Here is a 22162-nt window from a genome sequence, read left to right on the forward strand (position 1 = left end):
ATATTTCCATTCATACAGACAATCCTAATAAGCTCCCTGGTCTTTTTTGAAGATAACAGAAATAGTCCGCAACATTAATTTTAAATCATATTTCCATGTCCAATATTTTTGATATCTTAAATCCAATTCCACAACATCTTCAAAAGATTGAATTTTGGAACGTCCACTGACTTGCCACTCACCAGTCATTCCCGGTTTGACATCAAATCTTTGCCAATCATCAACTCGATATAGTTCTACTTCATCAACAGTAGGTGGACGAGTTCCAACTAAACTCATTTCTCCCCAGAGAACATTCCAGAATTGTGGTATTTCATCTAAGCTAGTTTTTCTGAGAAATTTTCCTACTTTGGTAATTCTTGGGTCTTGAGCATTTTTAAATAATGCACCTTCTACTTCATTTTTGATACTAGATTTCAGGGCTTCGGCATTGGTTACCATCGAGCGAAACTTCCACATCCGGAAACGTTTACCGAGATGTCCACAACGAATTTGACCAAATAAAATTGGTCCTGGACTATCTAACTTAATGGCGATCGCTATGGGTATAAATAAAAATCCTGTAATCAATAAGCCAACTAATGAACCTAAAATATCGAGAGTTCGCTTCCGTCGAGAATGAATGGAAGGATGGGTAAAACCTCGACGCTTACTAATTTGATAAAGGATGCTCTCACTATCATGTTGAAATTCACAGTATTGGTCTAAGTGATGTTCGATAAGAGTTTTTTTGAGTTGAAAATCAATACTCAGTATAATAATTTTGATGTTAGATTCTTTCAAGAAATTACAAATACTTTGTAGCGTGGCAACTCCACTACTATCTACACGATTTACATGGCTAAAATCAAGAATAATCTTATTAATTATGGAATTATTGGCAAAGACTTTATAACATTTAGCTTTGAAAAATCTCGCTTCTACATTACCTAAGATGACTGGTAATTTTACTAAATATACTTGTGGCGACACAACTATAATTTTGGTAATACTTCTTTCAGACTTCATAAATTAAGCTTTTTAATATGAAATTATATAGGTTGGAAAAAATAAATTATTTTTTGTGCTTATATTCTTAATAAGAATATTATTTGCCTAAGCAAAGTATGAAAGGATAAATTTCAGACAAATAATACTCTATTTGTGATATCACTATACTTTTTTAACAGAGGTAAAGTCTATCAAAGATGCATTAGAAAGTTCGAGCTTCTGGCTCTGAAGTAACTGTTGCTCTAATAAACTACAGAGTAATTGTTGAGATGTTAAGCTTTGGTGAGATATGGGTAAACGTTGAGGTTCACAAATAAACTGTACTAAATCACCAGGAGACCAGGCAATAGGAACACCAAGTTCTTCGAGTACTGTAGCTAGCTCCACTTGATGATTATCAACATGTTCTTTATATTCATAACTTCGAGGTACAAGAATATAAGGTACTTCTAATTCTTCTAGCATTAGAAATGTCCCTTCTCCACAATGGGAAATAATTATTCTTGCTTCTTTCAGTAAAGCATTAAAATGATTTTCATCTAGATGCTTGTAAACTCTTACACCTGGTGAAAGTACAGTACAAGAACCATACTGAATAATTACTTCTTCCTGAATTAAACCTTCTCGAAGCAAAAAACTAATCCAGTTTATCAAGCGATTAAATGGATATTTTTCTGTACCAACTGTAACAAAAATCATATTTTTTACCTAGCTTTAGTGAGATTATTGAACAATCATTTTAGCTTTGCGATAGCGCTGCTGTAAGGGCAACCAATGCACATAAATTACATTAAGAAATGGCAGAGCAATTTTTGCAGAAAGACTGAGATTATGTACACGAGTAATTGATTCTACAAAAACGGTTTGGCAACCAGATAACTTACCAATAATGAGAAAGGGAACTGCGACGCCTGCACCACTAGTAATAATCACATCAGGGCGTTCTGTACGAATAACTTTCCAGGCTAGGAACAAATTTCTCATCAAGTTGGGAATATGACGATTTGTAGGACTCCAAGCCCAAATTTTATTCTCTTCAGCCAACATTAATTCAGTTGTTGGAGTCTTAAAGGTAATCCAATGACGGTTGTAACTAGCCCAAAAATTTTGTAATTGGTACAAAGCTTTAAAGTGTCCACCTGATGAACAAACGAGCATGATTTTCATATACGATATGTAAAGAATGAGTTGCTAAATTGCCATTGCTATAAAAAAAGAATTATTCTCTGAATCTCCATAGATTCTATGAATATTCATACCCTTAGATTAAGTGGTAATGGAAAATATGATGTTGTGGTCAACTATGGGTAAATATCTCTTACTTTTAAGCAGATATTCGAGAAATTTGTTCTTGATAAATACGTTTTTTTTGTCTTTTACCTGTAATTTCTAAGGCAATTTTTTCGCTCCAATGGTAGAGAGATTGGGGAAGTAAGAATAAGAGATAAGCCGCAGCAATGGTGATTAAGGTTTTGCTTGGTTCTTGAAGTAGAATTTGCCAGTGAGTTTTAATTGCGCGATGAGTCAGATGAACAGCTAATTTCCCGTTTTTCAAACGCACTGCCCGTCGAGCAAGATAACGTAATTGGTATGCTCTAGCAAGGTTTTCCCATTTCTTAACAACTGTAGGTGCATAGGTGCGGGTTTTCGCTATTACAGCTTCCCAGGAGTCGAGTTGATCAAAGACACTGGCTGAGAGTCCTCCTGCGTTGACACGATAGAGAGTGAGTGCGTCGGGAATCCCTTCAACTTGCCAATTTGTTTGTAGAACAATACGTATCCAACACTCAATATCTTCAGAACGACGGAATTCATCATCGAAGTAACAGAATTCTTTACTTCCCTGCTTATCGCTCTCATACTTGATTGCTTCTAAGGTTTCTCGACGAATCACGGGAGCAGAACCATTACCCACAGGGTTACGACACATCAGGTAAGGAGCGGTAATCCCTGTAAATTTCGGCATTTGGTACGTACCCAAAGGTTTACCGAATTCATCGATAAATGCAGAACGACAGAAACTGACACCAACATGGGGAGATGTTTCTAGGTGTTGTACCTGCTGGGCAATTTTTTCCGGCAACCATAAGTCATCACCGTCTAAAAATGCTAAGTATTCACCGGTTGCATGACGGATTCCGGTATTTCTTGCTCCTGCTAAACCGCGATTTTTCTGGTGGATAATCTTGATGCGTGAATCTGTATATTGCTGACAAATTTCAATGCTGCGATCAGGTGACTCGTCATTAATAATCAGGATTTCCAGATTTTCGTAGGTTTGAGCTAGGACAGATTCTAGAGTTTGAGCGATGTATTTCTCAACTCCGTAAACAGGGATAATTACAGATACTTTTTTCATGGTGATGCTTGTGGTGTGTTCCCTGGAATTTCTACTTACTACTAGGTGCGTATTGCCGCTTGAGAGATTGGTGATTTAGTAAAGTTAAGATACGGAATAAACCGTAGGGTGAGTTGCTGTGGTTTAATCCCTGTGCAGTCAGGGTTGGAGGAGTAGCCCATTGACTCAGGGGAACTTCCCAAGGGTTGCTTCCCCAAACAGAGGTGATAATTTGTTGTTGTTCGGGGGTTACACTTTCCCACATTTCTTTGATGGTGGGACTATGGAGAGCATACCAACCCAAATTAGACCAGGAACCATCGGTAGCTAGGGAGACTTGTTTAACCTTAGACTTGCGACGTTTTTGTAGCCATTGCCCAGCGTAAACTAGGAATTTTTCTACATTAGAAGCACCAGGTCGCCAACCTCGATTAGCATCCACAATGGAGTTGCCGCAAAGCTTGGCTATAACTTGATTCCAAACGGCAGCATTGATTTTCCATCGTGGACGAATTTGGTTATAACAATCCGCGATCGCCCTGTCTCCCAGAAAAATATCGTAGGGTAAAATTCGTAACATCATATTATCCGAGAGTCCTGGTTGGTAGCAGGCAGGACGTACCCGACGGTCTTCAAGACGTAGTCTTTCCAAGTCTGAAGTGAAACGGGGAGGTAAATCACCAAACCACTCATTCAAACGTTCCTGCATTGCTTGGGCAAACTCTGGAGCGGGAGGACGGGGAGGAGATTCCATCAGGAAGCTTTTCACGGGGGTATCGTCCAATTGGAAGAAAGGTAAATTTTTACCTAGTAATTGTACGTACTTCTGTTCTAAACAAGCCCCTTTAAATACATCATCTATGGGGAAAGCCGCGAGGACGGTTTTGGCTTGCAGTTTCTGGATGAGTTCCAGAGTCCCCATAAAATGGTTGTCTTCCACAGACCACATCGCCCCAGAAACCTTTACCCCATCAGCAATCCAACGGGGATAGTAGTCCTTATCTCTGGCATAGCCGATGTATTCTACCTGAGCCGCCGCACAAAGTTGTTGAGCGATCGCGCTTTCATTATTGGGAACATCGTAAAGATTGATACCATGAACCTGGGCGGGGTTATTTGCTGCAAATAGAATTGCACGGGAATCTAAACCACCACTGACATAGGTGACAATGGGTGCTAGACGGGGTAAGGTGCGTTTTTTTATTGCTGCTTGTACCGCTTCAGATAATCGCTCTACCGCAGTCTGGAAGCTAATACTGGGTGCTTCGGTGAATGCTTGCCAATATTCACGCTGTCGGTAGGATGGTTGGGAAAGTTGCCAACAACAGTGAGTTGCTGCTCCTGCATACTTAATTTCGTTGTAATAAGTATGGGGAGGTGTGGCTTTCCACTCCCGTAAAAACTCTGCCATGGAGACGTAATCCGGTGTTGTCTGCACATCAGAGTCCGTGGCGATCGCATCTGGGAAAGTACAGATGACAGTGTTACTAACTTGCTGGGGACGATACAGAAAAACTGGATAAAAGCCAAAGCGGTCAGTTATCAGATGAATCAGCCGCTCACGGGGGTCTACAATCAGGATGGCTGCACTACCATCGTAGTTTTCTAAGGCATGAATACCGCCCTCTAAATATTCTTTTATCAGAATTTTATTGCTTAAACCACCCGTAGAATCGCTGATTTTTTCCCCTTCACACCATGTAGATTCGTCCCAAACTACTCTCCCAGACGTAACAATACGTACACCAGTAGCTGGATGATAAGCAGGGGCAAAGAGTTCGGGAGGATCGTGACTTACCCAGGCGATCGCGCAATCATTTTCAATAATAATTTCTGTATGTTCTGAGTCAGAAGTTATTAATCTTTTTGCCGCAGATTCAATGCGAGATACCCGATTATCACCAATAGTTATGTAAATACCAGACATATTTGTGGATGTGAATAATATGATGAAATTTTTAATTAGTCCTAGATAAAATCGGAACTCAATTGTTGAGATTTTTTCTGATTTTGACCACAGTTAATCTTGGTATTTATATTGTGGATATATGCTTGTAATTCTTGTGGTTTGCGAAATATCAGAACTTGGCGATTTTCCTGATACTGCCGCATTTTTCCCAATACCAAGGGACGTACTGCCTGTGGATAATACCAAATTCCTTTGAGGGTATCCCAATCAATTTCTACAGTATGTTCTGGTAAATCTGGTCGAGATGAACCACGGAATTGGAATAATCTTTTTAATGCCCGATAGATACATAATGAGGGATGGTAATCGAGAAAAATTAATGTATCTGCTGCCTGAAAATGTGAATCCCAATTCTCTGGATCTGGACCATCCATAATCCACTTTTCCTGCTGCAATAATTTGTGCAATTTCTCACCTACCTCCTGGGAATCTACTCTTTCCCAATTAGGAGTCCAGTACAAAGCATCAAGATGGAGTACAGGTAGATTTAAATATTTACCTAATTCCATAGCGATGGTCGATTTACCAGAACCAGGAGAACCAATCAGTAAAATCTTTTGCATATTATTTATATATTCTGATGCAGAGTAATTGAGATTTTGTCTAGACAAGTTTAGTCACCTTATTTGCAAATACATAGCGAGTAGCCCAAAAAGTGAATAATGGCATGCATAGAAAATGGGTAATCAAGACAGCAGATGCTACACCAATTGCCTGCCAATGAACACCGATTAGTAAAGCAATACCAAACATCACAGTGAAAGCAACACTAAATAGCAAATCTATTTGCGGTTTATCGACTGCTATTAGTAACTGAGAAGCTGCATCTGCATAGGGACGAGGAATAGCAGATAAACAAATTAAAACTAAGATAGGAATTGCTGCTATCCATTTAGCACCAAAGACAATGGGGACATAAAAGTATGCCAAACTGGATTGTAATAATACTAGAGGAATGATAATAAAACTGATGGTTCTCAAACTATGAAAGTAACGTTGCTGGAATTTATCCCATTGGGAACGTACCTCACAAAGATGGGGTAAAAGAGCAAGACTAATGGCATTAATGGCACTTAAACTAATTCCTAACCCTGCATTGAAAGCAAAATAGTATAAACCTAATTGCTCCAAGCTGATGAAGCGTCCAACAATTAAATAATCTAAATTATTACGTAATGTTTCTAAAAGTTTAATGCCTAACATACTACGCCCAAATTTAATAATTTCTCGCCAATGTTTGGCAGTAAAGTTTTTCTTTGGTCGCCAGGAATGATTTATGTAAGGAATAATTACCCACAACGGTGCAACTAATACTTTCGGTAAGACAATTGCCCACATTCCCCATCCTAGATAAGCAAGGATAGCTGTGAGGATATTGTCAACGGTAACTTGGGTACTATTCAGAATAGCTAAAACCTTGAGTCGATTTTCTCGCTGTAACAAAGCAACATTTATATATGCGAGGGGTGAAATGAGATAAATTACAGCCATCGCACAAATTGGTAAGATTAACTTGGAGTCTCCATAAAACCAAGAAATCGGGAAGGATAGACAACATTGAATACAAAACAAACAAACATATATCAACCAATTTAATCTATAGGCTGATTGGGAAAATTCTTCTAATCTGTCCGCTTCAATTTGAATTAATTTAGCATTGATACCAAAACGACTAAAGACTTGGGTGATATCATAAGTTGTCAACACGATGGCTGCTAAACCATAGTCCTTAGGACTGAGAAACCGAGCTAAAATAACAGTAGTTATTAAACGAAATACACGAATAATTAACTCTGAACTACCCAACCAACTGAGATTTCTAAGGAAAGGATTGGAAGCTATTTTTTGCCAAAATTGCAATTTTTTTTGGTCTGCCATGATATTTATTTATATCCACAAAGATTGGTGAGTGTCAGAGAATAAATATATACCCATTAAACAAAATAAAATTTATTTATTTTAATTAGCAGATTTATATATTTCTGACGATAAATATATTCCCTTATAAGATTTTTTGGTAATTAATTGGGATAGAGTTTCTTCCCAACTAGTTAAATATTTTTCCCAGTTATGCTTGACTGATTCTCGTCCGTTAACTCCCCAAGCAAGTAATTCTCCATGATTCTGGGTGGCGATCGCCCCAATTACCCTAGTCAATTCTTCCCTGTCATTGGGTTTGATAAGTACACCACAATTATCTATTTGTTCACTTAAACCATCGATATCTGAGACAATTACCGGTTTTGCCGCAGCTTTGGCTTCTAAGCAGACATTTCCCCAGGGTTCCCAACGGGAGGGAATTACAACCACATCACACTCTTCTAAAAATTTGGGAACATCCTGAACTTTGCCAACAAAGTGAATATTGGGGTTATCTGCTGTCATGGTTTTAAGTTTTTCTTCCTCTTCACCATAACCACCAATCACTAACTCCACGGGATAATGCCGCAATGCTTCCATGGCTTGTATGAGGATATCAAAACCTTTTTGAGGACAAAAGCGACCATAGGTTGCTAATCTCAAAGGTTGATGGATATTTTGAGAAGAAACATTAAAAAATCTCTCTAAATTTGGACATTGCTGAATGAATCTTACCTTTTTTTGATTGACTAACTTGGCTTCTTTCATCCAATTTGCTTGCCCTTGGGAAACAGCAATTACACAATCTGCCAATCCATAGGCGAGACGTAACATAGAACGAAATCGAATTTTGTGTGTAACATTATGTTCTTCAAAACCCTGGGAGTAATGGTGTTCATGAATGAGAATTTTGGCAAATTGTTTCAACCAAAAAATGTCTGGCAGAAAGCGCCAATTGCATACTTGATTGAGAATAATTAAATCTGGTTTTAAAGAAGGTAAAGCTGCTTTGGCAGATTTTATATCTAAAATTTGAAAATCATAATTTTGGGAGAGACGAGAATTGTGTATTCCCTTGAGATTAGAAACAATTCCTCCAGTATTGATATCATTTAAAATGTGAAGTATGGTAGGTTTTTTCATAGCTATGAGAAAATAGGAGATTTTTCTTTAAAAGCAATGCCCATCATTACTAGGGCAATCCAATAGAGATAAGCTAAAACTTCTAGATTTTCGCCAAAGGTATACAACCACAAAATCAGCGTCATACTTAAACCGACTTGGGCAATTCTGCTATTTTGTGACTTAAAAACTAAATCAATAACGCTATAAATCATAGGGATTGCCAAAGCTAGTAATCCCACAATTCCTTTCACGTATAGCAATCCATACCAAGAGTGATGGGAACCAATGGGCATATACTCAACTAAATGGGGACCTTTTTCCACAATCCCATGTCCCCAAATGGGCGCTTCGTTTTCCCAACGGTAAAGAGCAATTCTTCCTAAAGCTGCTCGTACACGGGAAGAGTCTGCCCTCGCAGAACTAAATTTATCTGCCGCAGTTTCCGCCAAATCTAAGACTGTGGGAGCAATTAAACCACTCATAGAAGTCACTAACCCTAGGAGCAGTAACAGTAGGGGACGATGTAAGTGAGATAAAAACCATGTCAACCCCCAAACAATGGGAATTGATAATAATGCCAGACGAGATACGGAAATTACGCACATGAAAACGGCACTAAATATCCCGATGTAACGCCATCGACGGCTAGTTTCTGCCAAGGCAAGAAAGAAATAGACATTACCCATAAAACCAAGGGCTGGTGCCCAAGGTGTAAATAATTGCCAGCGAGGAGCATGATTACTCGGATCGATGCCATAGAGGGAAATAGAGAAAAAATCTTCTGGTACACCCAAAAAACCAAAGGGATAGGTGATAGGTTGTTGGGGTAGATGTAACAAGTAGGCAGCTAGGAAGAAGGGAAAGATAATCAGGGTTTGTAAACCGATGAGGCAAGCTAGGCGGTACAGTAATTGGGGTCTGATATCTAGAACCCCGGCTAAGGGTAGAATTGCTAATAATGCCCAACCCTTTGCCCAACCAAAACTAGACTTAATAATTTGTCCAGTTTCCAGGTTAAAGTCAAGATGACCCATTACTAATGCAACTTGCATTACAACCATTCCCATAATCCACATCCAGATACCGCCGGGAATGCTACGTAACTTCTCTGGTTTCTGCCAGAATTGACGCACTACATCGTAGAATAAAATCCAGCCGACAACTGAGCCGACAAGATAAATTGTACCTGTGAAGTAAAATCCATAAGTGCCGATGCAGGTATACCAAATGACTCTCTCGGCAAAATTTTCTGGTTTCATGATTAGTACATCAACCTTCCCCTAGGGGAGAATTTTTTCGGGGTTGATTGTGACTAGGAAAGCAGCTACGAAACCAGAACATAAACAGGGCGATCGTTATCATCCCTGTACCAGCAGCTGTACCAGCTAATATCAACTTAGTTTTTGGTGAAGTGGGTTCTTCCGGTAATGTGGGTGCTTCCAACATTTGCACCAAAGGATAGGCACTATAAATATCTGATTTACCTAAATCTATTTTGGCTAAAGTTGATGCAAATACTGTTTCTGCTGTCTGCAAATCTCGTTTGAGATTATTTAAACCAGATTGCTTACGGGCAAAAGCATCTAGACGCTTTTCTAAAAGACGAATTTGTTGCTCTAAGGTTTGTACTTGTTGAGTTAAACCCTGATTTTGAGATTGGGTGGCTACCATATCCCGAAATAAGCTGGCTCGATTGGTACCACTATCACTACTGCCAATTTGCAGATATGCCAAAGTCTGTGGAGCAAAGGTTTTACCTAAAAGTACTTGACTCCTTTTAATCAATGCATTTTTAGCAATGTTTTGTTTGAGTTTTTCCTGAACTATTTCTGGGTGGCTACTTGTCCATTTCGCGCTGAGGCTATTGAGTTTGACTGTTGAGTCACTATACTCCTTGAGAGTTTGTTGAAAAATCTGATCTGCTTGGAGAATAAAAGCTTCGTTGGCTTGTTCTGGAGAAATACCTAAACTGGTGCTGAGTTGTTGTAGTTGTTGCGCTGTACGTTTTTGTTCACTAATGACTTCTACCCGTTGTTTTCTCAGCTGTTCTATATTTACAGATAGGTCTTTGAGCTGTTCAGGAAAACTTAGGTCTGATTCTATTTCATAACGAGATAAACGAATTTGCGCTCTTTCTAGTTTAGTTTTAGCGGAACTGAGGGTATATTGCATCCCTTTATCTCGCTTGACTAATTCTTCTGTGCGTAGTCTTTGTAATTCGCTATTCAGAGCATTTTGGATAGCATAGGCTTTTTTTTGGGATATTTCGGGACTTTCTCCGTTAATTTTGATATTAATAATTGTAGTGTTATCAATAAGTTTGATTTTTGGTTTCCCAAACTCTTTGGCTACTACACCCATGGATTCGGCTGCTGCTTTCAGTATGTGTTCACTGGCGAGCATGTACTGATAGTTGGCACGGGGATCGGAACTGGGGCTACCAAAAGGTGAACTACTGGAAGATTCGGCTTGTCCAATATTTGGTAGATTGACGTTGACTCCTGGTGCAGAACCGGGCATGATTAGCGACCATTCACTGGTGTAGCTAGGCTTGGTTACTTGTAAATAGTAAATAATACCTGACCAAATCGAGCCATTTAGTAATAGTCCTAATCCTAAATAAAATAAAGATAATTTTCTAACTTGAATTTTGAGTCTTGGTAGTGCTGAAGATAGGCTTATCTGAGTCATAGGAACATATTAATTAGCAAGCTGAGACAAGAGACGGCAGACATAACTTGATATGCAGGGATATCTTGGGCGAAAGGAGTAGGATAATAAATTTGTCATATTTGCATTTAATGTAATTTTTGTCCGGTGTTTGGGAAAATTCTCTTGTATAGGTAGATAGTAGGCAAGTATGAAAATTGCAAATGTTATAGCCATGAAATTAGTCATAGGCTATTCAAATATATGGGAATGGTCTAAGTTTGAATAACCGTAAAACTAATATTTTTACTATTTTCATCTGTAGCTGAAAGGATTTGATTTATCACCAAAATTACGGAGATTTTCAACTATTTGTAAATACACCGATAGGTGAAATCATTGACTAATTACAGATTTCAATTGAATATTTATTCTTTTATCTCATCCTTCTCAGAAAATCCCGCGATCGCCTATCCGTACCTACTGATATTTTGTTCGCAGATGAATTGGTTTAAGTACTAAATGTATTATTTGTTTTGATTTTATTAAGTATGTTTTTTGATGTGTTTGTGGCTGAATGTCTCTGAATAAAGATGATGCTAGTGCATTTGGGAAAATCTTGGATGAGGGAACTGAGAAATTATCTTGTGCCTCGTTTCCTTTCAAGAATGCTGAAAATATATCTGGGCAAGTGTTGTACCCAATTATCCGCCGAGATATTTTTTCTAAGAGTCTAATCTCTGAAATTTATCATACTGCCCATAGTCATAAATACTGATAAACTTCTAGAAAAATAATTCCGATTGATAAAGATTAAGCTTTGTTTAAGTATGGTTAAATGAATAAATTATCACTAGTATAAATACTGTAGTATATTTTTAACGAAAAAATACTCAAGTTTAATTATTGACAAACTCAAAATCAATATATTTAACTATTTGTCTATTTTGGGAACCTGAAAGAGATATATTTATTGGCGATCGCCATTTTTAAATTATCTGTAAACTAAAGATGATCGCGGTTGCGTAGTACCCAAGAATGCACAAAATAGTGCAACACAGTTTCTCGTCACACGGATAAATTATTCAAACGACTATTTTAAAACAGGACAAAAACTGCATAAAATTTAGTTCTGACCCAATGACTACCCAAAAATGACCAAACTACTCGTTGTCGCTACAGGCAACCCTGGTAAACTCAAGGAAATGCAAGCCTATCTCCAAGATACTCCTTGGGAATTAACTCTCAAACCCCCAGAGTTAGATGTTGAAGAAACAGGTGATACTTTTGCTGCTAATGCTTGTTTAAAGGCTTCTCAAGTAGCTCAGGCTACAGGTAATTGGGCGATCGCTGATGATTCTGGTTTACAAGTGGATGCCCTGAATGGTGCGCCAGGAGTATATTCTGCCCGTTATGGTAGCAATGATGCAGAGAGAATTGCTAGGGTATTACGGGAATTAGGTGATACATCACAAAGACAGGCTCAATTTGTCTGTGCAGTGGCGATCGCAACTCCAGATGGGGCGATCGCTCTAGAAACTCAAGGTGTTTGTTCCGGAGAAATCCTATTTGCACCTCGCGGAAATAGTGGTTTTGGTTACGATCCAATTTTCTATGTTCCTGAAATGCAACTTACCTATGCAGAGATGACACCAGAACAGAAACGCAAAATTAGTCATCGTGGCAAAGCTTTTCTGGAAGTTTTGCAAAAATTGGGTAATGGGTAATCAATAAAATATTACCCCTAAGCAATTAACCCAAATTGCCTATGACCTATTACCCAAATATCATACTAAACAGCTTCTGTATTCTTCTCCCCTGTACGAATTCGCACGACTTGCTCCACGGGGGAGATAAAAATCTTGCCATCACCGATTTCCCCTGTACGAGCAGCAGAAATAATTTTATCTACCACCATATCAACTTGATTGTCTTCCACAACAATCTCTAATTTCAGTTTTTGCAAGAATTCCACAGTATACTCAGAACCACGATAACGCTCTGTCTGTCCCTTTTGTCTGCCAAAACCTCTGACTTCCGAAACAGTCATCCCGACGATACCAGCATTTACTAAGGCAATTTTCACCTCGTCTAACTTAAAGGGGCGAATAATCGCTTCTACTTTTCTCATCTTTCTTTTGTCTCCTGACCTACGATAGTAGCTTCACTTAACTTATCTAACCAGATCCTCTGACTTCTGCTGTAACTAATAACGCCACATCTAACTACACAATGGAAGAATATAGAGTCCTCAGGAAATGCAAATCAGGGGAATACTCTTTTTATTCATCTTTTAGTGTGTGTAATTACCACCACATTTATCCTTCCATGGGCAACTAGTTAGACATTTAGAAGCAATCTGAGCTAGCAACAATTATCTCCGGAAATTTGGAGATATTAAAAAAATACCTCAATTTATCAATATTTTGTGGCTTATGTAACAGAAAATAAGATTATTCTTTGATATTGGCAGTGTGTGAGGTCAAAAACCACTGCTAGCGGCTAGAACCTCCAAAAAATGGGCGTATTACCAAATATCCAGCACCAAATCCCATCAGTACAGTCAAGAAAATAATCAGTGTTAACCACCAACCATTAATTTCTTCGGGTTCATTTTCCTGGGAAGGATGATAGCGGACTTCTTGCTCTGTAACTAATACTGCTTCATCAGCAAGAGGCTGGTCAACTGGTATAAATGAAGGTATCACAGCATTAGTGTAACTCATCCTTTTCTTGACAGGAGTCGCTGTTGCTTGACGTGATGCTTGGGAAGTTGCTACCGAAGTATCTACAGATCTAACAGTTGTTTTGACATTTGTTTCCTCCTGAGTGGATTTCTCAACCAAGTTTTGTAAGCTTAAAACGGATTTAACCGCTTTCGCAATTTCTTGGCGTAACATTTGGTTTTCTTGCACAAGTTGCTGATTTTGCGTAGCTAGGGCATCAATTTTTGCCTGTGCTGCTTGTAGTTCTGTTCCTAATTCACGGTACACAGAAAGTGGTACTGAAGGAGAGTATGCTTGAGTGGGCGCACTCATTTGATAGCTGTCTACAGAGTTTGTAATTGTTCGCATGGATGCAAATAGTCAACCTTAAACTAATTGTTCCTGGTTATTTTCAGCAGAGTTGCAGCAAATATATTCCCCTGATACTCAGAAGCTTACCTTCGTTACAACCGTCAACACATGATATAGCCGTTCCCAGATGAGATACAAAATGACCCCTCCCCAACCCTCCCCTTGGCAAGGGGAGGGTGCGCGACAGCGCGGGTGGGGTGTACTTCACTTGCTTGGTAAACGCTATAACGCCAAAGGTATATACGTCCTTTAGCCGTAGAAGTTTCTTTTTTGTAGACAACCAGGAAACTATGCCCAAGGATAATAGAAAAAAGCAGAATGGGGAAGGGGGTAGGCAAAAGAAGTTGGGGAAAATATGAAAGTGAGAGTTTATACTCTTTCTTGCTTAGTTTTTCTCTATCGTCACAGGTAAAAATTAGTTTTTGTAAAAATCTTATTTTCTGCCCATAGTAAATTATCCAAATTATAAAAAAAGCTAGCCCGCATTTTCAGAGCTAACTTTTTTAATTTCTGTCATGGATTCTATACAGCACTATGGCGAGTCATTAAACCCCAGAGGAAGATGGCAATAATTGCACCAAGTACGGCAACAAATACTCCGGGAATGCTCAAAGTTGCTGCCGTTAGCTGTAGACTTCCCGTCTGGAAGAAGGTGAGTAAGCTACCGCCGATGAAAGCACCAATAACACCGAGAATCATTGTTCCTAAAATGCCGCCACCTTGACGACCAGGGTAAATCGCTTTTCCTATTGCGCCAGCGAGAATACCTAAAACAACCCAAGCGATTAAGTTCATAATTAAATTCCTGATTTACTCTTGCCTACTAATTTATCAATTAGATTTTTAGTTATCTTCTATCGAAAGAGATAAATATTTAGAGTTTTTTTGCCATAAAATATAACCTAAAGAATATTGATATAAAGTTAGTTGACATTACAAAATACTATCTGCCAATCATTGACAATAAAATTCACAATTATCAACTTTTGTTTACTGTTTTCTCGCCTTGTACAGACTAAATTTAAAGTTTTTTATCCTTAGTTAATTGCCTGCTTCTAGCCAAGAGTATGTAAGATATGCTTGCTTCGCTGAATATGACTTTTCTGGTATTGATGCCAGAGATTTTTCCTTAATAGAGAAACCAGGATTGCACTGGCGCTAAGTGTGAATTTATTTCTTGCTAGCTAAGTCACTGCGTGTTATTACCATGGATTTTTCCTGTCTCTTGCCTCAAATACCCCAGAAGTCCGTAATTTTCACTACAGTAGTTTTAATGAAACTGTAAATTCCCTTACTGATGTAGAAATTCTGCGAAACAGCCCTCATCCCTGATTCCACAAGCATTCTAGAAAATCTTTTACTGAGAGAAAAATATAAAGATATTGTGAACGCGCTTCTATTTGTGAGATTTACCGAGCCGAAACAGTGTAAATAAAGATAATAATTTAGCTAATGCAGAAATTTCCTGAATAAGGTTACTTAGGACTGTGATAGGGAAAGAGGAGCAGTAAGAGGAGAAAATTACGGGATGAGGGATGTATATCTGTTGGCAGCAGGTTTATTGACAGGATTTGCTGTACCAGTGTCTACACTGACGCAACTGTCACTATTGGAATCGGATAATCATAGTAAGTTGCAGTGGGATGTGAAAGAGGGTATACCCGCATCCGACGATAAGACGAGTAACCCATTGTTTACTCCAGAGATGGGTACTTCTTTGCCAGAATTTAGTCAGGAGGCGATCGCCAAACCGGAACCGGTGTCAGTGAGAACGAGTTACCAGCCGATACGGAAGATTGCTTCTGGAAGTCAACTGTACTATCATCGTTTAGCGGCTTTAAAAGATGGTCAAATTTACACACGTTTAGATGAGAGTGATTTGAAAGCTCTACGGCAGAGTAAGAAGCAATTGACCTATGAAGACTGGAAAAGCTTGTTAGCGATGGAAGGGAGAGCGATCGCCGAGGGACAGGGTAAAAACCGTCTGAGTGTGATTGTGGGTGATTCTCTGAGTATGTGGTTTCCCAGGGAAAAGTTGCCTGGAGGAAAATTATGGTTAAATCAGGGTATCTCTGGAGATACTTCGGTAGGAATTGCCAAGAGGTTGTCTGCTTTTGCGAAAACAAAGCCAGAAGTAATTTATGTTATGGCTGGGATTAATGATTTACGTAAAGGCACAACGGATGAAGTTATCTTGACAAATCATCGGCGCATTGTCCGAACTTTACGACAAAATCATCCTCGAAGCGTAATTATTCTTCAGTCAATTTTACCAACTCGTTTAACAACAGTTTCTAATTTACGTATTCGCCGTTTAAATTATCAATTAGCGTTGATTGCCCAACAGGAAAAAGCAAATTTTATTAATCTTTATACTTGGTTTGCAGATTTTCAAGGTGATTTAAGAGAAGATTTAACAACAGATGGATTACATTTAAGTCAAGAAGGTTATCAAGTCTGGCAAGCTGCTCTGGAAAGAGTCGAAGCGAGATTAACTCTGGCTAAAATTAGTCAACAGTCAAAAAGTAAAAGTTTATAGTTCTGGATAATTAGGAAATAGCTAATATCTTTGCACCTATAACCTAAATTTTTACTCTTATTTTGCTACTAATTAAATTTTTTCATAAATTGACGGTCGATGATATCTTTCCATTGCCAGATAAATTTGTGAGGTGGGAGGGTAAATTTACCCCGTGTGGCGATCGCTCTCCCATCTCCTGTACCAATTAAACTGAGATAATCCTTCTGAGGGATAAAGGGTATGGGGGGTTTACCGGAGATAACTCGCTGTAAATTGCGGAATAAGGGTTTACCCTGTCGAACTGCAAATACACCTGCTTTGGGACGAGGATGGTTTACCATGGTGGCAATATCTCCAGCCGCAAACACATGGCTATGGGATAGGGAGCGTAAAGTATCATCGACTAAAATAAAACCTTGACTATCGGTTGTCAATCCAGTTTGTTTTAACCATGGTGAAGCGGATGCTTGTGTCACCCAGAAAACTCTATTACAAGTAACTTGGAAACTGGATTCACAAATAATATTTAAACTGGTATCTGGATTTTGACTGATTGCTCTGACAGATTCTCTTAAAAATACTTTGATATTTTTCTCTTCTAATATTCGTTGTATGATATTTCTGGTTGAGGAAGGGTAGTTTGGTAGTAATTCATCTCCTCGATGTAGTAGACTTACTTCTAGATTATCTGTGAATTGTGACAAATGTCCTTGAATGGCGAATGCGAGTTCTATACCTCCCGCACCTCCTCCAACTATGGCTATTTTCCAGGCTAAATCTGGATTTCTATGGCATTCTGTGAGTAATTGATGCCAATGGTTGAGTAAGTTATCTACAGGTTTGGCTGGAATTGCATATTCCCCGGCTCCAGGTATATTGATTGTGGCAGGAGTACTACCAATATCAATGGAAGCAATATCAAAATTTATTGGTGCTTGATGTTCGCAAATTATTCGTTTATTCTCTAAATCTAGATTAATTACTGTATCGATATATAGAGTTGCACCAACAGAGTGGGCTAGTTGCTTGATATCTATGTGGCATTCAGGATAGTGATAAAATCCGGCGATATAACCGGGTAACATTCCAGAATAAGGAGTTTGTGCTTGTGGGGTAATCACAGTCAAGCTGACATTTGCCAGGGGTTGATGCTGCCATTTTTGTAAGACAATGGCGTGGCTATGTCCACCACCCACTAGAACTATACTTTTCATCGTGAATTGAATATATCAAATCAAAGAATCATAGGCAAGACGCCGATATCATATCTGCTCTCCAAAATAGTACCCCCGTGTGTACCATGATTCCTGCGAAATGTTGATTTTCTAGGTTGATTACCTATTTAGTCAACACAATAATAAGAGGATACGAATCATGACAGTTACACCTAACGCTAAACTTAACAAACCAGTACTGAAAGTTGGTTCTAAAGGTGCAGAAGTTAAGGAATTACAACAGCTGCTTCTCAATTACGGGATGTATGTTTTCATCGGTAGCAGTGGTGCTTGTGTATTCCCAGGAACAGAAGTAATTGACGGTGTTTTTGGTGCGAAAACAGAAGCCGCAGTGAAGCTTTTCCAAGGTAAAATGTTCCTAACTCAAGATGGAGTTGTTGGTAACAAAACCTGGCGATCGCTGTTTTTAAATGCTCCCGTAGATATGCCAATTCTCAAAAAAGGTAGCACCGGCAACTTAGTGAAATTGATGCAACAAAGACTGGCGATCGGTGGCTATAATGTGGGTGCAATTGATTCTAGCTTTGGTGCAAAAACTGAAGCAGCAGTGAAACAACTGCAAACGGATACAGGTTTACCCGTTGATGGTATCGTTGGCGATCGCACCTGGTTTGAAATTAGCAAAATCAACACTGTTTTCTGTTAAGTTTATCCAAAGATATTTAAGCTGTGGCAAAAGCCGATATGTGACTGAAGTTTTAAATCTGCTTAACTACTAATAAACTGCTGAATATGCTCCCCCAGACTCATCTGAGGGAGTACTATTTTATGAATAGAATTATTTGCCCCAATTACCCTAACAAACCATTAAAAAAGTCGAGGGTATCTTTCAATGCTTTGATAAATACATCAATTTCTGCACGGGTATTGTAGAAAGATAAACTAGCTCTGGCAGTACCAGATATATTTAAATAGCGGTGTAAGGGTTGGGTACAATGATGTCCAGAGCGAATTGCCACACCTTCTTGATCTAATAATGTAGATAAATCATTGGGGTGAACCTCACCCGCAGTAAAGGAAGCTAATGCTGCTCTGCCAAAACCATGGCTATCTGGTTTGTTACCGTAGATTTTAATTTGGGGAATTTTGCCTAATTCTTGGAATAAATATGCGGTTAATTCTGCTTCGTAGGTATGAATTTGTTCCATCCCCAGATGATTGAGATAGTCTATTGCTGCACCGAGGGCGATCGCCTCTCCAATTGCCGGAGTACCAGCTTCAAATTTATGGGGTAATTCTGCGTAGGTAGAATGGTCTAAAAAGACATCAGCAATCATCTCCCCACCACCGAGAAATGGCGGCATGGCTTCTAAGACTGATTCTTTGCCGTAGAGGAAGCCTATTCCTGTTGGGGCACACATTTTATGTCCAGATGCCACCAACCAATCACAGCCGATTTGCTGCACATCTATAGGCATATGGGGCACGCTCTGACAAGCATCAATTAATACCTTGGCTCCAAATTTCTGTGCCAATTGGCAAATTTCTGCGACAGGGTTAATACAACCCAAGGTGTTGGAAACATGAACTATGGAGACTAATTTTGTCTTGTCTGAAAGTAACTTTTGGAAATGTTCTAAATCGAAAGTTCCTTCTGGTGTCAATTCCACATGTCTCAGCACTGCACCAGTTTTTTGAGCCACAAATTGCCAAGGAACCAAGTTACTATGGTGTTCCATGACTGAAAGAATGATTTCATCTCCCCGTTGCAGGTGATTCATTCCCCAACTGTAGGCAACTAGGTTAATGGCTTCGCTGGCATTGCGGGTATAAACTATTTCATTGCGTGATGCGGCATTTACGAAGGCGGCAATTTTGTCTCGTGCCCCTTCATAGGCATCAGTTGCCTGAGAACTCAGGGTGTGAGCGCCTCTGTGGACGTTGGAGTTATAGCCTGTGTAGTAATCCCGGAGGGTATTGAGGACGGCGAGGGGCTTTTGAGATGTAGCCGCGTTGTCTAAGTATACCAGGGGTTTACCATTGACTTGCTGATGGAGAATGGGGAAGTCAGCGCGGACTTTTTCGGCTAGGGTTTTAATGGGGGTGAAAGTCATGGGATTGGGGATGGGATATTTTGGTTGTTGCTGGGTGAAAAGCGCCAAAATCTAAAATCTGTTCACAGTGTTTGTGAGTTTTTCCCGCAGGGAATCGACGGGGATATGGTTGATGATTTCCGCAGCAAAAGCATAAACAAGTAAATGACGTGCGGAGTCTGCATCAATCCCCCGACTTTGGAGATAGAAAATTTCATCGTCTTCTAGTTGACTGACGGTTGCACCGTGAGCGCATTTGACGTTATCCGCAGTAATTTCTAGCTGGGGTTTAGTGTCTACCCTCGCTTTGGGAGATAAGAGTAAGTTACGGTTTAGCTGGGCAGCATCAGTTAATTGGGCAAGTTTAGGAACAAATACTTTACCATTGAATATGACGTGACCTTGGTCAGCGATAATATTTTTTTGTAACTGTTGGGTTTTACCGTGGGGGAAATTCAGGGCGATCGCGCTGTGAGTATCGGCAACTTGCTCACCAGCTGTGACAGTTAAACCATTTAAGGTTGTTTCTGTTTGCTCACCTGCCTGTAAAATCTCTAAATTGTGGCGAGATAATTTTCCGCCCAAGTTAACCGCATTACAGGTATAACGACTATATCTTGCTTGAGTCACCGCCGTTTTGCCGACGTGGAAAGCATTTTCCCCATCCCACTCCACCCGTGAGTGAGAAACCTGAGCATTTTCCTCGACAAAAATTTCTGTCACCGCGTTGGTGAAATATACTGCTTCCGGTTTGCGGTTTTGAAATTCTTCAATTAAGGTTACCTGGGAACCACTTCCAGCTACTACCAAGCAACGCGGTTGTACTAATCCCCCATCACTAGCAGCAACAAATACTAGATGAATTGGTGTTTCTACGATAGTATCCTTGGGAATCAAAATTACAGCCACATCCTGAACAGCTGCTGTATTCAAGGCTGTAAATACTTCCAATGCTCCTTCCGACTGTCCCAAATACCCTAGGAGTTTTCCTTGTTGGGTATCATTTAAACCAGTCCAATTACCTACTACCACACCATCAGGTAAACCAGCGATCGCGGATAATTCCGGTGCGTAGTCACCATTGACAAACACTAGGCGACTATTTGCAGCTTCTGGTAAGATATCCACCTGTCCCGAACCCGCATCATACCCCGTTTCGAGGTGTAAATTTACCTGACGCAGGGCGGATAAATCCGTAAATCGCCATTCTTCCTCGCGGGTAGTCGGAATTGTGGAGTGGCGAACTGTATTTACAGCTTTTTGGCGTAATTCCGTAAAATAGGGTGATTTCTTCGCCTCTATCTCTTCTAGGAGCTTTGTGAGGAAACTATCCCGATCCAAAAGACTCTGAGTTAGAATTTTATCCTGGGAATTGGCGATCGCGCTGGGAGAAACTTGTATAGTCATGGAAGATATTCTGCAAAATAGATTTTTTCTTGTAATAGTTGAGTCGGTTATGGGTGATGGGTAAGAGTTGACGGTTAACAGTTAACAGAAAAACACCTTTCCCTTCCCATTTCCCCTTCCCCTGACTGATTTCACCAGTCAATTACACACCAACCGCAGCTTCATCTAACACCCAATCGTAACCATGGGTTTCTAATTCCAGAGCTAATTCCTTACCACCAGACTTGATAATTCTGCCCTTTGCCATCACATGAACAAAATCTGGCACAATATAATCTAGCAAGCGCTGGTAATGGGTAATCATAATCGTCGCATTCTCAGCATTGGTTAACTGATTGACTCCATTCGCCACAATCTTCAGCGCGTCGATATCTAAACCGGAATCAGTCTCATCCAAAATTGCCAGAGTCGGTTCCAGAATTGCCATTTGCAGAATTTCATTCCGCTTTTTCTCTCCCCCAGAGAACCCTTCATTCACACTACGACTCAAGAAAGATGGATCCATCTTCACCACTTCCAGCTTTTCATAGACTAAATCCTCAAAGTCAAAGGGTTCCAATTCTTCCAAACCCTGAGCCTTGCGCTTAGAATTATATGCCACTCGCAGGAAATCTAAATTGCTCACCCCAGGAATTTCCAAAGGATACTGAAAAGCTAAAAATACACCATTACGCGCTCTATTCTCAGCTTCCATCTCCAAAAGATTACCACCCTGGAAAATTACCTCACCCCCAGTCACCGTATATGCTGGATGACCAGATAATATTTTCGAGAAGGTACTTTTACCAGAGCCATTAGGACCCATAATCGCATGGATTTCTCCCTTGCGTACCTCTAAATTTACACCCTTCAAAATAGAAGTACCGTCAACGTCAGCAGTTAAATCACGTACTGACAACACCACATCACTATTCTCAATAATCATAATTTCTCACTTTAGCTATGCTCTGACTCTGAC

The 22162-nt window shown here is 39.6% G+C and carries 21 protein-coding genes; 3 read left to right on the forward strand and 18 right to left on the reverse strand.

Translation table 11 applies throughout. From position 1 onward, the window contains the following. Positions 1–24: 24 nt before the first annotated feature. The 10 genes from IJ00_RS16660 to IJ00_RS16705 all read right to left on the reverse strand — a co-directional run bounded on the left by IJ00_RS16660 (position 25) and on the right by IJ00_RS16705 (position 10973). Positions 25–1008, reverse strand: coding sequence for a sugar transferase (locus IJ00_RS16660; protein WP_046814832.1), 984 nt, complete (start codon positions 1006–1008; stop codon positions 25–27). Between the two features lie 144 nt (positions 1009–1152). Further along, positions 1153–1689, reverse strand: coding sequence for a glycosyltransferase (locus IJ00_RS16665; protein ID WP_046814833.1), 537 nt, complete (start codon positions 1687–1689; stop codon positions 1153–1155). 24 nt (positions 1690–1713) lie between these two features. After that, the gene (locus tag IJ00_RS16670; RefSeq protein ID WP_238178355.1) at positions 1714–2148 is read right to left on the reverse strand and encodes a UDP-N-acetylglucosamine--LPS N-acetylglucosamine transferase; all 435 of its coding nucleotides are present in this window, start codon (positions 2146–2148) and stop codon (positions 1714–1716) included. Between the two features lie 166 nt (positions 2149–2314). Further along, on the reverse strand, positions 2315–3349 hold the full coding sequence (locus IJ00_RS16675) for a glycosyltransferase family 2 protein (RefSeq protein WP_035154679.1): 1035 nt from the start codon (positions 3347–3349) through the stop codon (positions 2315–2317). Between the two features lie 31 nt (positions 3350–3380). Beyond that, a complete protein-coding gene (locus tag IJ00_RS16680) occupies positions 3381–5255 on the reverse strand; it encodes a hypothetical protein (RefSeq protein ID WP_035154681.1) in 1875 nt (624 codons plus the stop codon). 41 nt (positions 5256–5296) lie between these two features. Further along, a complete protein-coding gene (locus IJ00_RS16685; RefSeq protein WP_046814834.1) occupies positions 5297–5860 on the reverse strand; it encodes a hypothetical protein in 564 nt (187 codons plus the stop codon). 40 nt (positions 5861–5900) lie between these two features. After that, positions 5901–7175: a lipopolysaccharide biosynthesis protein gene (locus tag IJ00_RS16690; protein WP_035154683.1), complete on the reverse strand. Its 1275-nt coding sequence runs from the start codon at positions 7173–7175 to the stop codon at positions 5901–5903. A gap of 81 nt (positions 7176–7256) precedes the next feature. Continuing rightward, positions 7257–8300: a glycosyltransferase family 4 protein gene (locus IJ00_RS16695; RefSeq protein ID WP_046814835.1), complete on the reverse strand. Its 1044-nt coding sequence runs from the start codon at positions 8298–8300 to the stop codon at positions 7257–7259. A 2-nt stretch (positions 8301–8302) separates the two neighbouring features. Then, positions 8303–9541 carry a capsular biosynthesis protein gene (locus tag IJ00_RS16700; RefSeq protein WP_035154685.1) on the reverse strand — a complete coding sequence of 413 codons (1239 nt, stop codon included), beginning with the start codon at positions 9539–9541 and terminating at the stop codon, positions 8303–8305. A 10-nt stretch (positions 9542–9551) separates the two neighbouring features. Beyond that, entirely contained in the window at positions 9552–10973 is a 1422-nt protein-coding gene (locus IJ00_RS16705) for a hypothetical protein (RefSeq protein WP_046814836.1), read from the reverse strand. Between the two features lie 1112 nt (positions 10974–12085). Here IJ00_RS16705 and rdgB point away from each other — a divergent pair. Next, positions 12086–12658, forward strand: a complete 573-nt coding sequence (rdgB, locus tag IJ00_RS16715; protein ID WP_035154686.1) for an RdgB/HAM1 family non-canonical purine NTP pyrophosphatase — start codon at positions 12086–12088, stop codon at positions 12656–12658. A gap of 65 nt (positions 12659–12723) precedes the next feature. On the opposite strand, the gene IJ00_RS16720 is transcribed toward rdgB, so the two are convergent. From IJ00_RS16720 to IJ00_RS16730, 3 genes are all read right to left on the reverse strand, one after another. After that, entirely contained in the window at positions 12724–13062 is a 339-nt protein-coding gene (locus tag IJ00_RS16720; RefSeq protein ID WP_035154688.1) for a P-II family nitrogen regulator, read from the reverse strand. 364 nt (positions 13063–13426) lie between these two features. After that, a complete protein-coding gene (locus IJ00_RS16725; RefSeq protein ID WP_035154690.1) occupies positions 13427–14005 on the reverse strand; it encodes a hypothetical protein in 579 nt (192 codons plus the stop codon). A gap of 525 nt (positions 14006–14530) precedes the next feature. Then, entirely contained in the window at positions 14531–14803 is a 273-nt protein-coding gene (locus IJ00_RS16730; RefSeq protein WP_035154692.1) for a GlsB/YeaQ/YmgE family stress response membrane protein, read from the reverse strand. Between the two features lie 733 nt (positions 14804–15536). On the opposite strand from IJ00_RS16730, the gene IJ00_RS16735 reads away from it, so the two are divergent. Further along, entirely contained in the window at positions 15537–16547 is a 1011-nt protein-coding gene (locus IJ00_RS16735; RefSeq protein ID WP_035154694.1) for an SGNH/GDSL hydrolase family protein, read from the forward strand. Between the two features lie 68 nt (positions 16548–16615). Here the strand turns inward: IJ00_RS16735 and IJ00_RS16740 are convergent, their stop codons facing one another. Beyond that, on the reverse strand, positions 16616–17743 hold the full coding sequence (locus IJ00_RS16740; protein ID WP_035154696.1) for an FAD-dependent oxidoreductase: 1128 nt from the start codon (positions 17741–17743) through the stop codon (positions 16616–16618). 160 nt (positions 17744–17903) lie between these two features. On the opposite strand from IJ00_RS16740, the gene IJ00_RS16745 reads away from it, so the two are divergent. Beyond that, complete coding sequence (locus tag IJ00_RS16745) at positions 17904–18410, forward strand: peptidoglycan-binding protein (protein ID WP_035154698.1); 507 nt, start codon at positions 17904–17906, stop codon at positions 18408–18410. A gap of 145 nt (positions 18411–18555) precedes the next feature. On the opposite strand, the gene IJ00_RS16750 is transcribed toward IJ00_RS16745, so the two are convergent. From IJ00_RS16750 to sufC, 4 genes are read right to left on the reverse strand one after another with little or no spacing between them, the layout of a single operon-like run. Beyond that, the gene (locus tag IJ00_RS16750) at positions 18556–19818 is read right to left on the reverse strand and encodes a SufS family cysteine desulfurase (protein ID WP_035159183.1); all 1263 of its coding nucleotides are present in this window, start codon (positions 19816–19818) and stop codon (positions 18556–18558) included. A 51-nt stretch (positions 19819–19869) separates the two neighbouring features. Then, positions 19870–21204 (reverse strand): Fe-S cluster assembly protein SufD, encoded by a 1335-nt coding sequence (sufD, locus tag IJ00_RS16755; protein ID WP_035154700.1) that lies wholly within the window; start codon positions 21202–21204, stop codon positions 19870–19872. Continuing rightward, positions 21158–21346, reverse strand: a complete 189-nt coding sequence (locus IJ00_RS28425; RefSeq protein ID WP_144416051.1) for a hypothetical protein — start codon at positions 21344–21346, stop codon at positions 21158–21160. The genes sufD and IJ00_RS28425 overlap by 47 nt, the downstream gene beginning before the upstream one ends. Further along, complete coding sequence (gene sufC / locus IJ00_RS16760) at positions 21347–22129, reverse strand: Fe-S cluster assembly ATPase SufC (protein ID WP_035154702.1); 783 nt, start codon at positions 22127–22129, stop codon at positions 21347–21349. It abuts the gene before it with no gap. Between the last annotated feature and the right edge of the window lie 33 nt (positions 22130–22162).

It is taken from the genome of Calothrix sp. 336/3, assembly GCF_000734895.2.
In the GTDB taxonomy this organism is placed as follows: domain Bacteria; phylum Cyanobacteriota; class Cyanobacteriia; order Cyanobacteriales; family Nostocaceae; genus 336-3.